The organism is Olleya sp. R77988, from assembly GCF_044594215.1.
Taxonomy (GTDB): Bacteria; Bacteroidota; Bacteroidia; order Flavobacteriales; family Flavobacteriaceae; genus Olleya.
In genome coordinates, this window is sequence record NZ_CP138988.1 from 2,846,277 (window position 1) to 2,862,950 (window position 16,674).

Annotated in this window: 13 protein-coding genes; 2 read left to right on the forward strand and 11 right to left on the reverse strand. The window is 31.1% G+C overall.

Going from position 1 to position 16,674, the window contains the following annotated elements:
• Positions 1-8: 8 nt before the first annotated feature.
• The 6 genes from SJY17_RS12895 to SJY17_RS12920 form a co-directional block, all read right to left on the reverse strand.
• On the reverse strand, positions 9-1,223 hold the full coding sequence (locus tag SJY17_RS12895) for a phospholipase D-like domain-containing protein (protein WP_397362971.1): 1,215 nt from the start codon (positions 1,221-1,223) through the stop codon (positions 9-11).
• A 1-nt stretch (position 1,224) separates the two neighbouring features.
• Complete coding sequence (locus SJY17_RS12900; protein WP_397362972.1) at positions 1,225-2,463, reverse strand: restriction endonuclease subunit S; 1,239 nt, start codon at positions 2,461-2,463, stop codon at positions 1,225-1,227.
• Positions 2,463-4,811, reverse strand: coding sequence for an N-6 DNA methylase (locus SJY17_RS12905; RefSeq protein ID WP_397362973.1), 2,349 nt, complete (start codon positions 4,809-4,811; stop codon positions 2,463-2,465). Before SJY17_RS12905 ends, SJY17_RS12900 begins: the two co-directional genes overlap by 1 nt.
• Positions 4,812-5,306: 495 nt before the next feature.
• On the reverse strand, positions 5,307-5,972 hold the full coding sequence (locus SJY17_RS12910; RefSeq protein WP_397362974.1) for a response regulator: 666 nt from the start codon (positions 5,970-5,972) through the stop codon (positions 5,307-5,309).
• A 3-nt stretch (positions 5,973-5,975) separates the two neighbouring features.
• Positions 5,976-7,547: an ATP-binding protein gene (locus tag SJY17_RS12915; RefSeq protein WP_397362975.1), complete on the reverse strand. Its 1,572-nt coding sequence runs from the start codon at positions 7,545-7,547 to the stop codon at positions 5,976-5,978.
• Positions 7,548-7,625: 78 nt separating this feature from the next.
• The gene (locus tag SJY17_RS12920; protein ID WP_397362976.1) at positions 7,626-7,817 is read right to left on the reverse strand and encodes a hypothetical protein; all 192 of its coding nucleotides are present in this window, start codon (positions 7,815-7,817) and stop codon (positions 7,626-7,628) included.
• Between the two features lie 347 nt (positions 7,818-8,164).
• Between SJY17_RS12920 and SJY17_RS12925 the strand changes: the two genes are divergently transcribed.
• The gene (locus tag SJY17_RS12925; protein ID WP_397362977.1) at positions 8,165-8,863 is read left to right on the forward strand and encodes a hypothetical protein; all 699 of its coding nucleotides are present in this window, start codon (positions 8,165-8,167) and stop codon (positions 8,861-8,863) included.
• A 113-nt stretch (positions 8,864-8,976) separates the two neighbouring features.
• Entirely contained in the window at positions 8,977-9,591 is a 615-nt protein-coding gene (locus SJY17_RS12930; protein ID WP_397362978.1) for a fumarylacetoacetate hydrolase family protein, read from the forward strand.
• Between the two features lie 64 nt (positions 9,592-9,655).
• Here SJY17_RS12930 and SJY17_RS12935 read toward each other — a convergent pair whose 3' ends face one another.
• From SJY17_RS12935 to SJY17_RS12955, 5 genes are all read right to left on the reverse strand, one after another.
• A complete protein-coding gene (locus SJY17_RS12935) occupies positions 9,656-11,365 on the reverse strand; it encodes a serine hydrolase (protein WP_397362979.1) in 1,710 nt (569 codons plus the stop codon).
• A gap of 129 nt (positions 11,366-11,494) precedes the next feature.
• Positions 11,495-12,259, reverse strand: coding sequence for an NYN domain-containing protein (locus SJY17_RS12940; protein WP_397362980.1), 765 nt, complete (start codon positions 12,257-12,259; stop codon positions 11,495-11,497).
• Between the two features lie 200 nt (positions 12,260-12,459).
• Positions 12,460-14,367, reverse strand: coding sequence for an acetate--CoA ligase (gene acs, locus SJY17_RS12945; protein ID WP_397362981.1), 1,908 nt, complete (start codon positions 14,365-14,367; stop codon positions 12,460-12,462).
• A 133-nt stretch (positions 14,368-14,500) separates the two neighbouring features.
• Positions 14,501-16,396, reverse strand: coding sequence for an acetate--CoA ligase (locus tag SJY17_RS12950; protein WP_397362982.1), 1,896 nt, complete (start codon positions 16,394-16,396; stop codon positions 14,501-14,503).
• 5 nt (positions 16,397-16,401) lie between these two features.
• A complete protein-coding gene (locus SJY17_RS12955; RefSeq protein ID WP_397362983.1) occupies positions 16,402-16,617 on the reverse strand; it encodes a hypothetical protein in 216 nt (71 codons plus the stop codon).
• Positions 16,618-16,674 lie beyond the last annotated feature (57 nt).

The following is a 16,674-nucleotide window of genomic DNA, read 5'->3' on the forward strand; positions in this document are numbered from 1 at the left end:
ACAATCTTCTATTTACTTTCCTGTTTTAACAACCAATAAATCTCATTAAAAAAACTATCTACTTCAAGCATGTTTTTTAAATTCAATTTGTCACAAATTTCTTCTACTAACAAGCAATAATCTTGATAGTCACTACCATTAAAAGAACTACTATGAGATTTGAAATAGACACCTGCTTCTTCTTTTAAAACTGTTATAGGATTAGAGTTTAAATTAGCAAAACGATTTGGTTGAAAAGTCATCATGATTTCGGTTACATAATTTATTCTTGCTCCATTCACTTTTTCGACTAATTCTTTAGCTTCCGAAAACACACCACTTGGTAAATTATTTTGATGATCTTTTATAAACTGAACCAGTTCTCTAAATTCGTTTTTACAATAATAGACCTTAAACCTATTTCTATACAGACTACCACTTTTCCATAAAGAGCGTTGTCCTTGCTTGCCAACAAGCGTATCTATAATATCTTCAAATCTGTTTTGAGTTAAACTATTGCTTGTTGCAATTTCGTTAAGTAGTTTTTTTGCTTCTTTATAATCTTTTTCTCTTTGTTTATAGTCTGCTTTACTTTTTGCTGTCTGGTATTTTTTTAAACGCTTTTTTAAGTTCTTATAATCAAAAGTATAATCTACATCGCTTTTATCTGGTGACCCTTTTTGACTTTTTCTAGCTTTTTCTTGTTCTTTAAAATAATCCTCATAACGTTTAATTAGCATTAAACTAATTGGATTTGCATTTTTTGAAGAAGTAATAGTTTTAAAATACTTAACAGAAGTTTTCCAAACTGTACTTGTTATTTTAGTTTTACTAACAAGCGATACTTCTTGATTAGTTGTTAAACCACCTTTAGTAATATTAGCCGAACCTGATAAAACAACACCTTTTTTATCATTTTTGAATAAAAATAATTTTGGATGAAACACGTTGGTTTTCACTTCTGCTTTGTCTAAAAACAGATTTGCATTTACTTTATTTTTAAATAAATTAAATATAATTCTTAAAGCTTCTGGTTCTGTCAAACCAAAATTTTGACCAACAATTATATTGATTGGTTTATTGGCTTTTAAATGATTTTTAATAGATGGTAATAGCAATTTTAAACCAGATATTTTAAAAAAAGCAGTAGCTAACCAAATCTCCTCTGCTTCTTTAAAACATTCAAGTATATAGTCTAGATGATTTGCTTTGCTATTATTATAAATTAATTTGGTTTTGCTCATACTAACACACCTTTAATTTACCAGTGACCACACTATTTATTAAACTACGCTTATACTCTTTTAATTTATCAATTTCTTGCTGTTTTAAACTAATAGCAGTTTCTATTTTTTGCGAAGCAGTTTCTATATAATCAAGAATTTTATGTTGTTCTTCAATTGATGGAAGTGAAATAGGGTGATTATTTAAATCACTTTGAGTCATACTCGGTAATGCTGTTGCTGTACTATAATAACTAAATGGCAATGTTGTAGCTACATAATATAGAAATTTTACAATATTTCCATTTTTAGCATTTGCATAAAACATAGTGTCTACAGCCCAAAACTTACCTTTAAAATAAAGAGGCTTATCTATTGTTCCTTTTCTTCCTAAAAAAACTACTTCGCCATCATACATATAATCAGAAGCATAAGCAAATTGACCTCCAGAACCAATTACAGGATATCCTTCGTCCGTTTGAATGTGTTTATAATCTGAACCATTATTAATTGTTAAACAATGCTTCAACCGTTTCACAGCCCAATGTGCAGGAATTACACCAATCCACTCCACACCAGAATCTTTCAACGTCACACTATCATCCAAACCACGTGTAACAGCTTTGTGTATTAAAATTTGTTTGCGTTCTTTAAGTAAGTTTATTTGTTGCTGCTTAATAGCAATAGCATCGTCTATTTTGGTGGTTTTATCGTCTAAAAACTGGGCTATTTTGGTTTGTTCTGGAAGTGGTGGAAGTATGGATAGTATATTAAAAAAATCATCAGTATATAATCTTAGCCTACTTTCAATAACTCCAGAAGAGTTTCTTTTAAATTCTGCTTTATAAAGTTCTGTCCTTAATAAATAATGAAAATATCTATTATGGTTTTCTCCATAAATTCTATAAATAGAATATGCTGGACTTGTAATCCCATCAAAAGGCGAAAATCCTAAACTTCCATTCCAAGCAAGCATAATATTACTTACTAAATCTCCTTTCTTTACTTTTTTATATCCTTCTAAAGTCATTGCGTTTGTTAGCATTCCTCCAGCTTCAACCTTATAACTTTTATTAGTTACTCCTGTGTATTGAGAAACAGAAAGTAAATCTTCATCTCCATTATCACTTCTCTCATTTATTTCATTAAAAAGATATTTAATTCGTCTTAATTCCCAATGCTCAGGAATCTCTCCTAACCATTCCACTCTAGAATCTTTATATTTCTCGTAACGCTTTATTTTATTTTCAACTTCTACCATTACACCAAGTTTAAAATTTCAGAAATTAAACCATCACTTTGTTTTTCTAAGTCTAAAATATCTTTGGTAACGTCTTCTATATTACGCAAAGGTGTGTGCTTGTAAAAGTATTTATTAAAGCTAATTTCGTAACCAATTTTGGTTGCGTCTAGGTTTATCCAAGCTTCGTTAACGTGTGGTTTTACCTCGCGTAAGAAGTAGCTGTGTATGTTATCTTTAAGTGGCACGTTTTCTGTGTCGCGTAGGTCACTTTCGGTTTCGTAGGTTCTGTATTCTCCTTTCTTAGAAGTCGCATAGTACCCGAAATTTGCTAAATCTTTTTCTTCGCAATCTAAATGCGCTAGTAGTTTAGCAAGTATATCACCAGACAGTTTTTCTGTTTTTTTAATGACTTTTTCGGCTTCAGCATCATACCAACTAACCGCATTTAAAATGGCTTTTTTATCGCTTGCGCTAATGTTTAGTTTCTGCTTTTTAATTTCGGTATCTACTAGTTTTTTAAAATCATTAAAATCGTTATATTCTTCTTCTCCAATAGCTTTTAATAAAACAATTCCTGTTTTTACTAAGTTTAAATGCTTGTGCCATGTTGCAGGCTTGGTCAGTTTTGTTTTATTGGCAGATGATAAGTTTAACTCGTTTTTCTCACACCATTCTAACAACTCCTTTTCGTGTTGTTTGGTATTGGTGTATATACTTTCTCCAAAGGTTTCAAATGCATATTGCATAGGTTCTTGCAATACTCTGTCGTAACGCAAGGCTTCAATACGTTCTGCTGTAAATTGTGCTTTTAAACGTTTTGGTCTTTCTATGGTTGCTTTATAATATCCAAAATCTTCATTATCAAAAACCTGAGCAGAAATACCTTGCTCGCCTTCGCGTTCTGCAACGCTTAATTTAGTATACGTATCTACAATTTCGGTAATGTGTTCTGGCGAGAACTCGCAATTTTTGTTTCCTAAGTTTTTACGTAGTTTTCTATATAACTGTCCTGCATCAATAAGTTGCACTTTACCTTGTCGGCTAACAGGTTTGTTGTTGCTTAAAATCCAGATATAGGTTGTAATACCTGTATTATAAAATAGGTTGTTTGGTAATTGCACAATGGCTTCTAGCCAATCGTTTTCTATAATATAACGACGTATGTTACTTTCTCCTCCACCTGCATCTCCTGTAAATAGGCTACTTCCGTTATGTACCGAAGCAATACGTGTTCCTGTTTTACTTTGGGATAAAGGTTTCATTTTAGACACCATTTCCATTAGGAACAATAATTGTCCATCACTAGAACGTGGAATGGCATCTGCATCTTCTTCAACATTCCAATAATTTTTCAATTGAATTTGAAAACGAGAATCTATAACATCTTTACCGTCTTTGATGTATTTCTGTTCGCTAGACCATGACTTTCCGTAAGGTGGATTGGATAACATAAAATCGAAAGTGGTTCCTGCAAACTCATCTGTAGATAAGGTAGAACCTACTCTGATGTTTTCAGGGTTGTTTCCTTTAATCATCATATCAGACTTACAAATGGCGTAGGTTTCGTCGTTTATTTCTTTTCCGTAGAGATACACATCACCTGTTGCTCTTATTTCGCCTGCTTCATCTTTAATAAAGTTTTGGCTTTCGGTAAGCATTCCTCCAGAACCACAAGCAGGATCGTAAATGGTCATTACTGGTGGTAAGTTGTCTTTAATTGGATCGAAGATAATGTGTGTCATTAAATCAATAACTTCACGAGGTGTAAAGTGTTCTCCAGCTTCTTCGTTATTTTCTTCGTTGAATTTACGTATCAATTCTTCAAATATATAACCCATTCCTAAATTAGACAATGCTGGTAATTTGCGTCCTTCAGGATCTTCTTTTTCAAAAGGTGTTAGGTTGATGTAAGAGGATGTGAATTTTTCTAACACATCTAACAACACATCTTTGTTTGCCATGTGTGCTACTTGGCTACGCAGTTTGAACTTATCGATGATTTCTTTCACATTAGGACTGAAACCATTTAGATAATCTTCAAAATTACCTTGTAATATTTGTTGACTGTTGGTTGCTGTATCTTTTAGTTTTTGAAGTGTCCATTTACTCGTGTTATAAAACACGTAACCAGAAGCTTCACGCAAACCAGGTTCATCCCATTCTGTAAATTTTGCTTCGTCACGTTGGAAAGCTAATTCTTCTAAAACAGCGTCTTTTGTTGGTTCTAATAATGCGTCTAAACGACGTAGGACAATCATTGGCAATATAACGTCTCTGTATTTTCCGCGTACATACACGTCTCGTAAACAGTCGTCTGCAATAGACCAAATGAAGGATACTAATTTATTGTGTGATGATTTATTCATTTATAAATAAATATAATTGTTATTGGTTTTTAAAACTTAAGTAATCAGTAATAAAGGGAGAGTTTAAATATACCACCTTTATTAAAATTTGAAAAGCTATTATTTATAAAAAAATAAGAGATTTCAATTCCAAACTTAAACACTATAAATAACAAATCCTTACGGTTTCCCGTAAGGATTATAATTGAGAAAAAAATGTAATGATTTGCTATTATTAATTCTAATACCCAACTAATATTACTAAAAGTATATTTTTGAAGACAACGCAATAATAACATCCATTTACAGCTGTTTTATTAGTCTGAAGTTACAAACATAACACCATTACATTGCAATCCTTTACGGGAAACCGTAAAGACTAAAAAATAAAAAAAAGAGACCTACAATATTGTAGGCCTCCAAATTTTCCTTAAAAAAATAATAACTAATAACACACAATATTAAGCAATGCTTTAGTGTGTGTTTTACGGGTTTCCGTAAAGTGCTTGTTTTATTTTAAATTAATCCTAAATCTTTTACAATTGCTACCAAATGGATAGCATTACTAGCTTTAAATTGGACACGTAATTTATTTAAACTTTTTTCTATAGAGCTTAAACTACTTGGTGTTACATTTTTAGATTTTAAATGTGTGCTAATCTGATCCTGAGATAGTCCTTTGGAGAGTAGTCTGATTAGCTCTATATCATAATCTTGGATCTCTAAATTACTTTTTGGGCTTAGTGCACGTGCTACTTGTGGAGATAAATAGGTGGTGTTTTTATTTACCGCTTGTATGGCTTTACCTAACTCTATTAAACCACGTCTGCCTTTACATACATAAGCATTGGCTTGATGTGTGTTTATTAGTAATCTTACTTTTTGTAAACGATCTTCTACAGAGTATACAATAATTTTTAATTCTGGATGTTCTGCTTTTAACACTTGTACCAACTCTAATCCTGATGGATATTTTTGGTCTCTGTGATCTGACACAAAAGACAAATCTGTTATTAATAAATCAAAAGGTGCTGCATCCAAAATGGCTTTTTTAACCCTTAAATACGCATCGTCACAATACTGTACTTGATGTACATCTTTTATCCCAAAACTATCCACTACTGTTAGGACACCTTGATTAATGCTTCCTAAATCATCCGATAATAATACTTTTTTAAACATACCTTATACTATTACTTGGGCTTTAAACCCATTATTTGTACTGGAATCAAAAGTAATTGTTCCGTTTAAGGATTTTATACGGTTTTCCGTATTTAGCAAACCATTTTGTTTTTTTAACGTGCATCCAATGCCATTATCTTTATAATTTATGTTTAGTTTTTTATTGTTTTTATTAAAAACTAAAACTACAATTGTTGCTTGACTGTGCTTTTTCATATTAGTCATTAACTCTTGTAAAACCCTATAAACAGTCGTTTTTTTGATTTCGGTAATAGTATTCCATTCAATTTTTGAAATGTTTTTTGTAATAACTGTTAGGTTTTCGTTTTTATAACTTAGTAGTAAATCAGATAGTAGCTCTTCAAAATCTTCGTTAACATCTATTGTACTGTTTTCTTTAGAAATATCTCTGGTTTTTTTATAAATACCTTCTAAATCGTCCAAAACATCATCATTAACTTGAGTTGTGGTTTGTAATTTGGTCATAATTTGATACACATCATTTGCTACCTCATCATGGACTTTTTTAGATATTCTGGTTTCGGTATTATAAATTTCTCTAAACTTATCTTTTTTGTGCTTAGATTTTAACATAAAATACAACGCAAAACCTATAGCAACTATTAGTGCTGTTATTAGCTTATACAACCTGCTATTGGCAAGGCTTTCTTGAGCTTCTAATTCTTTTTTATTTACATCATATTTTAATAAGGCAAAGCTGTTTCTGGTTTGTTTATTTGCTGTATCTAAACTGTCTTTTAGCTTAAAATATTGATCTGTAATTGTATAATCTTTTAAATTAAGTCTTAATTTTAAAGCGTCTATTGTATAGGACATACTATTAACTAATGTAGCAATAGTATAGGCTTTTACTGCGTGGTTTTTGGCTTGTACAGTATCCTTAATATTGGCATAGTATAAGGATAGGTTTTTGTAGCTAGAATATAAATCGCTACTATCTTTTAACTGCTGTCGTAATTGTAACGCATGTGTTATATAGCTTAAGGCTTGCGTTGTATTTGTTTTTATTTTAAAACCTCCTAAATTATTTAAGACTCTAGCTTTTTCTTTAGTACTTTTTACTCTTGGAAAAATAGTTACAGCATCAAGTAATACTGCTTCAGCCAAACTATCTTTACGTAGTTTTTTATAGGTCAAAGCAATATTATTATACATTACCAAACTGTCTTTTGCTAGTGCTGTAATTGCTAATGCTTTATTATAGTTTTTTAAAGCTTCGGGATACATTCCTTTTTCTTTGTAAATAATACCTAGTTGGTTATATATTACTTTTTTGTACCAAATCCCTTTTTTAGAATTGTCTTGTTCTAATAACTGTAAAGCTTTTACTGCATGCAGCTCGCTTTCGTCATAAAACCCTTGTTTATATTCAATTTTTGAGATTAAAAATAAGGCTTCTATTTTTTTAATTGGCGTGTGGCTTGCTTTTAAATACTTCTGAAAATAGGTATAGGCATTCTTTAAATCATCACTAGACTGGATTTTAACGATCACTTGTTTATAGTACTGCAAACTATCTTCAGATTGCTGAGCATAACCAATTTGACTCGCCAAAACATTGAGGCTAAACAAAAAAAAGAGGAATGATTTTTTAAAAAATTTCATTCCTCTAAAATAGTAACTAATTTTTAGTTAATTACCAGCTTGACTTGTTTTTCCTCCAATAGGATTTACAATTGGTGGTGGATCTAATTCGCCTTCTTCTCCACAACAGTTTTCTGCTTGCTGGTTTTCTATTACATCCTCTGCTACACTTGTTGGTGTACAAGAAAATAAGGTTGCATTGAGGAAAACCGTAAACATTATTGCATATATTTTTTTCATTTTGTTTTTAAATTAAAATTGAACATAAGTGTTGCTGTCCAAGAGTTTTCTTGGATGCTTTAGTGCCTAACAACACACGATATTTTAAAAAGAGACGTCTCTCTATTTTGGGAAGTATGGAGCGCAGAAGTAAAAGACAATATTACTTCCCAATGGATATGATCATTTTACTTTGCTACTCCAAAAAATGAATTAATAAGTACTCGTAAACCATATTACGACTATGGTATACTTTAATTCTGTAGCAAATAAAGGATGGTTTTTCTAAAAGAATAATGACATAGTAATGACATCTAATTGACACTTATTTGACATCTTAAAAACAGTCTAAAAACCAACCAATTACAATGAAAACAATTAAAAGGAACACAATTAAAAACAAAAATTTAATTAGCCAATTAATAACTTTAGTCTTTAATAAAGTAGCTGAAGAATCAAACGAAACTAGTGGTTATGGGCTTTCAAAATATCTTTTTAAGGCTATTGACGAAAAAATTACCGAAAGGACTTTAATACGTTATTACGATGGTTATGTTTTGAATAAAGAAAATGAAAAGAAAAAACCTAATGCTTTTAACCTAAATCTACTAAGTCAGTATTTAGGCTTTGACAGTTTTTCTGAATTTTCTAATCAGAAGAAATCCAAAAGCAAAAATTTTGGTTTTAAGCTTAATAAAAAACCAAATATTATTAGTACAACAATTATTGCTGGTTTTATAGGCTATTTAGGGTATAATAACTCTAAACAAAACTGTATGGTTTGGGTTAATAATACACACTATTATAAAATTACTTGCAACGAAAAAGGAGATATACAATCCATACCAATGGACAGTTATTTATTAAATAATTTTAAACGTATCGTACCAGACTCTACCTACCCATTTTTTAAAATAGATGGAAAAGAAAACTTGTGGTATGAAAAAAATAGCAAAGGTCAATTAGAGTTTTTTACCAGTTATGGTACACATCCAATTACAGGAGAGACTTTAAAAAAAATTACACCTTACATGATTAAAAAATACATTTGGAAGGGTTATAAATAAAAAAACTACTATTAAAAATGCCATTTAAGGTTATCACTTATCTTAATAAATTGTTATGGACTTAAACTATAATTAGTATTTTTAAATTTTTAAAATTAATTAATACAATTACCATGAAAATATTAGCAATTGGAAAAAACTATGTGAATAATAAATCCGATTTAAAAGATATAACAAAAGGGTTTCAGATGATTTTTTCTAAACCAGAATCCAGTTTACTAAAAGATAATAAAGACTTGGAATACCCCAATTTTACTTCTAATTTATTATATGAAGTTGAGCTAGTTATTAAAATAGGAAAAACTGGAAAAAACATTGCAGAAGCAGATGCTGTATCTTACATCTCAGACATTGCTATTGGTATTGATTATACTGCAAAAGATGTTTTAAACCAAGTACGCGAAGGTAAAGGTCCTTGGGAATTAGCTAAAGGGTTTGATGGAGCTGCACCAATCTCTACATTTTTACCAATCTCAAACTTTAATGATGTAAATGATATTAATTTTAGTTTAACCATTAATGGCGAACAAAAGCAAGTTGGAAACACCAATTTTATGATTTATAACTTTGCCGAAATTATTGCATTTACTTCTAAATTTATGACTTTAGAACCTGGTGATTTAATTTTTACTGGTACACCTGCAACAGGAGCTGGAGCAAGTATTAAAGGAGATCATTTACAAGCGTCTATTGAAGGCGAATTATTATTAGATTTTAAAGTGATTTAGACACTTTTAAGCATAAAAAAAGCAACCATTTAGGTTGCTTTTTTTTATTAAGGTTATATAATAGTTATTCTACTTTTTTACCTGGTAAAACCTGTCCATTTTGATATAGTGTTAAACGCTCAACTATAGTATCATTATTAGTCATAAATTCTACTTTAGCATCCACCACTTTTAAGTAAAACTTAGTGTTATCAGTTGGAAACAATTCAAATTGAGCTTGTCCAGTTGCTTGTAAATACAAATGTCCATCTTTAGTTGTTATAGTAATAAAAAATGTTGGAGCCAATTGATACTTCCCAACATAACGCTCTAATATTTCATTACTAACGGTTACTTCTTTTATTTCTACATTTAATTTTTTTAATACGTCTTTAGCATTATCATTTCCTGGATTTAACACTAAAGATTTTTTATAGTTTTTAATGGCTTCATTAGTGTCTCCATTAATTAGTAATGCTTCACCATAGGAATCATATGGGTTTGAAGCTTCTGGAAATGCTTCTACATTTAATTTAAACACTTGTAATGCAATGTCTAGTCTTTCTTTAGCTAAATATTGATATCCAAGGGTATTAAGCTCTTCAACATCAAAATTAAACGCATCTAATTGTTCTGCTTTTGTCTTTTTATAAAACAAAACAGCTTTTTCTATACCATTATCCTGTATCTGTTTATCCAGAATCTTTGCTATTGATGGCTTGATAGGTTTTAACGGATAATTTGGTACCATTAATTTAATTGCAATTGCATCTACGTTTTGGTTACTATTTGTTAAAACTATAACTCCTTTTTTTGCTTCTTTATCTAATGCTGACATTGCACTATAACCTCCTGTTGCTCCATTGTGCATTAAAAATCGACCATTTTCTATATGCCAAGCTAATCCCATTTCTGTTTTTTGAGTATCGCTTTTATAAGCAGATTGATGTGTTAAAGACATGGCTTTGTGTAATGGAGAATCTATCGTGTTACAATTTATATTTGCTTGAATAAATTTTGTCATATCACTTACTGTAGATCGGATTCCTCCTGCTCCTCCTAAAGTAATAATATCCCAATTTGAAGTTTCTAATAATCCTGCATGTCCTTTAGCTAAACGTTTTTTCATTGATTTAGTTAATACTAATCTAGTATCATTCATCTGTAACGGATTAGCAATATGGTCTATAACTAATTGCTCATACGTTTTACCACTTTGTAATTCTAAAATATGTCCTAATAATCCCATTCCTAAATTAGAATACTCATTATTTACTCCAATATCATGAGTTAGTGTATAATTAGAAATAAAACTATATAAATTCTTATACGTATAATCTGCAAAAGGGTTATCAGGATTTGCTGGTGTCCAATTATCAGGCATTCTTGGTAATCCTGATGTATGTGTTGCTAAATGAAATAAGGTTATTTCTTTTCCATTTCTGGTTGGTACTTTAACAGATTTTGGTAAGTATTTAGAAATAGGGTCTTCCAAACGCATACTACCATCATTAACTTTTAATGCCAATAAAGTCGTTGTAAATACTTTTGAAATAGAACCAATCTCAAATACACTGTCTTCATTTACAGGTGTTCCGTTTTTTAAAGCTGTATTACCACTACTAAAATACTCAACAGTATCTCCATCAATAAAACCTACAACAATACCAACGTTAACTTGGTTGTCAATTCTGGATATTACATGTTCTTTTAGCGCTTTAGGTATAGTGTTTTGCTGAGCATTGCTGACAAAACAGAATGTTAAAACACTAAATAGGACGATTATTTTTTTCATCATGAATACAATTTAAGATTGATTGACATTAACTAGACGTTTAAAGTTACAAATTATTACTTTTTAAACAACAAAAGCAACCATTAAGTTGCTTTTGTTGTACTATAAAAAAATTAGTATTGATTGGTCTTATCTTTTTTTAGTTTTCGTTTTTTTTGGTTCTTTAATTTTAACAAAAACCAATTTAAAACGTCCTTTATTACTATCTCGTTTTTCTATTTCAAAATTGTCAATAGAGTTTATTAAAGGTGTTAATTTTTCAAATCCATAGTTTCTAGAATCAAAATTAGGTTGCTTTTTTTGAAGCAAACTACCAACATCGCCAAGAAAAGCCCAACCATCATCATCTGCAACATCAGATATAGTATTGGCAATAAACCTAATGTCTTTTTGAGTGATTTTATCAATATTACTTTTAACCTCCAAAATAGCTTCAGGTGTTGTATTATCTGCTTTTTCTGGTGCCTTTTTAAGTATCTCTATATAGATAAACTTATCGCAAGCAACTATAAATGGATTAGGTGTTTTCTTTTCTCCTATACCATAAACTTTCATTCCTGCTTCACGTAAACGGGTTGCTAAACGTGTAAAATCACTATCACTAGATACAATACAAAAACCATCCACTTTTTCTGAATATAATATATCCATTGCGTCAATGATCATTGCAGAATCTGTTGCGTTTTTACCAACTGTATAAGCATATTGCTGAATTGGAGTGATTGCATTTTCCAACAATAAATTTTTCCATTTGTTTAAATGTGGCTTGGTCCAATCTCCATAAATACGTTTTATAGTTGGAGTACCATATTTAGCAATCTCTTCCATCATCTCCTTTACATATGCTGAAGGAATATTATCACCATCTATTAAAACAGCTAACTTACTTTCCATTAGGTTCTGTTAGCCTTTTTTGCAATCTTTAATGCCTTTTTTTCTTTAGGTGTTAAAGCTGCTTCCTTTTTAACATTCTTTTTTGCGTCTTTTGATTTTGCCATAATAACTTGTTCTATTTTATTTAAAGGTACAACTATTAAACTAAGACGTATAAAAAAAGCAACCCATTGGGTTGCTTTTTTCTAATAACATAAAATTTATAAGACATTATCCATAATCTCTTGCACACATTCTGGATTAAGTAATGTACTTGTATCTCCTAAGTTACTAGTGTCATTTCCTGCTATTTTACGTAAAATACGACGCATAATTTTTCCGCTTCGTGTTTTAGGCAATCCGTTTGTAAATTGAATTTTATCTAACTTAGCAATAGGTCCAATTCTGTCAGTAATTAATTGGTTAATTTCTTTTCTTAAATTATCATGATTTCTGCTTTCACCTGTATCTTTTAAAGTAATATAACCATATAAAGCACTTCCTTTAATATCATGAGGGAAACCAACAATTGCAGACTCTGCAATAGCTTGGTGCTCATTAATTGCATCTTCAATTGGTGCAGTACCTAAATTATGACCAGACACGATAATAACATCATCTACTCTACCAGTAATTCTATAATAACCAACTTCATCACGTAAAGCACCATCTCCTGTAAAATACATATTCTCATAGGCTGAAAAATAGGTTTCTTTATATCGTTCATGATTTCCCCAAATGGTTCTAGCCATACTTGGCCAAGGGAATTTGATACATAATCTACCATCGACTTGATTTCCTTTTAACTCTTGACCATTTTCATCCATTAATGTTGGTTGTACACCTATAAAGGGTAAGGTTGCATACGTTGGTTTTGTTGGTGTTACATATGGAATTGGAGTAATCATCATTCCTCCAGTTTCTGTTTGCCACCATGTATCAATAATTGGACTTTTACCTTTTCCAATATTATCATTATACCAATGCCAAGCTTCTTCATTAATTGGCTCTCCTACAGAACCTAGTACTTTTAATGATGATAAATCATACTTATCGACTAGTTCAGTACCATGTTTTGCTAAAGCCCTAATTGCTGTTGGTGCAGTATAAAACTGATTGACTTTATGTTTTTCTACAATGTCCCAGAAGCGTCCAAAATCTGGATAACTTGGTACACCTTCAAACATAACCGTTGTTGCTCCATTTGCTAAAGGACCATAAACAATGTAAGAATGTCCTGTAATCCAACCAATATCTGCAGTACACCAATACACTTCATTATCTCTATACTGAAATGCATTTTTAAACGTATAAGCAGTATACACCATATAACCAGCAGTTGTATGTACCATCCCTTTTGGTTTTCCAGTAGAACCAGAAGTGTATAGAATAAATAGAGGATCTTCAGCATCCATAATTTCTGCTTCACAGTCTGTAGATGCTTTATCTAATAAAGGTTGTAACCATTGGTCACGTCCTTCTTTCATGTTAATATCTGAGTTGATGCGTTTTGCTACTAATACATTTTCTACTCCTGGACATTCCTCTAAAGCTTCATCTACAATACCTTTTAAATCTATTGTTTTTGCACCACGATAAGACCCATCTGAAGTAATGACCATTTTACAATCAGAATCATTAATTCTTGTTGCTAATGCTGTAGATGAAAATCCTGCAAAAACAACCGAATGTATTGCTCCAATTCTAGCACAAGCCAATGTAGAAATGGCTAATTCTGGAATCATTGGTACATAAATACAAACACGATCTCCTTTTTTAACTCCATTGTCTTTTAAAACGTTAGCAAACTGGTTGACACGTTGGTGCAACTGATTATAAGTAATATGTTCTGCTGCTTCATTTGGATCGTTTGGTTCAAATAAAATAGCAGTTTTATCTCCTTTTGTAGTTAAATGTCTGTCTATACAATTTTCTGTAATGTTTAATTGTGCGCCTTGAAACCATTTAACTTCTGGCTTTTTAAAGTCCCATTCTAAAACTTTATCCCATTTTTTTCTCCAAACAAAATGTTCTTCTGCGATTTCTTCCCAAAAAGTCTCTGGTTCTCTTATAGATTTTCTATATACTTTATAATACTCTTCTAAATGTTTTATGTGATAATTACTCATAATGTGTTAGTTTAAATTTTATTTTACTTTTTATTGCCTCTCGATACAGTTGTTTTATGCTTCAAAAATCACTTGATGTGACGTTATCGGTTTTATTTGAAGAGATAGCTTTGTTCTTAGCAATGACAAATAGTTATTTATGAATCCCAATATTATGGGTTTGATAGATTGTTTTTATTTCATCAATAATAGCAACATCATCAATAGTTGATGGAATATTAAATTGCTTTTCATCTGCGATATTACGCAGTAATTTACGAAGAATTTTTCCGCTTCGTGTTTTTGGTAATCTATTTACAACAAGTACCTCTCTAAAGGAAGCAACTGCTCCAATCTCGTTACGTACATCTTGTATTATTTGTTTTTGAATGGTTTCATTTTCTAAAACTTCTCCAGATTTTAATACCACTAAACCTAATGGTTTTTGTCCTTTCAATTCGCAATGCACACCAAAGACTGCACATTCTGCAACAGATTTGTGCGAGGCTACAATTTCTTCCATTTCTGCAGTAGATAATCTGTGTCCTGCAACGTTAATAATATCGTCTACACGACCAGTTATAAACACATAACCATCTTCGTCTTTATATCCACCATCTCCAGAAAAATAATACCCTGGAAAACGGTCTAAATAACCTGTTTTAAAACGGTCTGGGTTTTCCCAAAGATTACTTAATGTTCCTGGTGGCAAAGGTAGTTTTACTGTTACATAACCTTCTACACTAGACTCTACTTCTTCTCCTTCTTCATTTAAAATTTGTATATCATATCCACAAACAGGAAAACTAGCTGAACCTGGTTTTACGTCTTGTAAACCTACACCAACCATATTAGCTAACATTGGCCAACCGCTTTCTGTTTGCCACCAATGATCAATAACTGGTACTTTTAATTTGTTTTCTGTCCACTTTAAAGTAGCAACATCACAACGCTCTCCTGCTAAAAATTGATATTTTAAACATGACATGTCAAATTGCTTCAAAAAATCTCCGTTTGGATCTTCTTTTTTAATAGCTCTAATTGCTGTTGGAGCAGTAAACATGACTTTTACGTTATGCTCGCTAATGACTCTCCAAAAGGTTGATGCATCAGGTGTTTTTATTGGTTTACCTTCAAATAAAACAGTTGTATTTCTGTTTAATAATGGTGCATATACAATGTAACTGTGTCCTACAACCCAACCAACATCACTTGCTGCCCAAAAGGTATCACCTTCATCAACTCCATAAACATATTTCATAGAAAATTTTAAAGCAGTTGCATATCCACCTGTATCTCTAATAATTCCTTTTGGTGTACCTGTGGTTCCAGAAGTATATAAAATGTATGATGGATGTGTGGATGTTACCGAAATAGCTTCAATTGAGGCAGATTTTTCAACTAATGTTTTATAATCTACATCATAATCTTTTTTTGGTATATCAACATCTAATTCTCTATCAAAAACAATAACATGTTCTGGCTTATTTTCCGCTTTAGCGATAGCTTCATCTACAAAAGGTTTGTAAGGAATAATACGCTTAATTTCTATACCGTTTGATGCTGTTATGATCGCTTTTGGTTTACAATCGTCAATTCTAATTGCTAACTCATGTGGTGCAAATCCACCAAACACAACAGAATGTATAACACCTATTCTTACACAAGCCAACATAGCATATAAAGCTTGCGGAATCATTGGCATATAAATAATACAAGTATCTCCTTTTTTAAGTCCTAAATCTTGCAGTCCGCCAGCTAATCTAGAAACTTCTTGATGCAATTGATTATACGAAATGTGTTGTTTTGTATTGGTTACTGGAGAGTCAAAAATAATAGCATTTTGGTTTCCAAAACCATCTTTAATGTGCTTGTCTATACACAGATAACTTAAGTTAAGTTGTCCATCTTCAAACCATTGAGGATAATCATACTGGTCTTTTGATAGGATGTTTTTTGGTGTTTTAAACCAGTCTAATTGCTGTGCTTGATCGCTCCAAAATTGTTCTGGTTGCTGAATGCTTTTTTGGTAAAATTTTTGGTAATTCATGGCTACTATTTTTTAGAATTTAGTAGTCCAAACCAATTTGGATTTAGCACTTTTAACTTGATAAGCACCCAAATAATTACTATAAAGCAAATTCCCATAACTACAGAAAGCATAGGACTTGTATAGGTTTGACTTTCAAATTTAAACCTTAAATAAAGCGTAGCAATAACATAGATACTAATAATAATATCTGATGCCAACGGATTGATGTGAAATTTCATGTCTTTAAACTTTAATTAAACTTAGTTTGTTTGCACACAAAACCAACTTAACAAAAG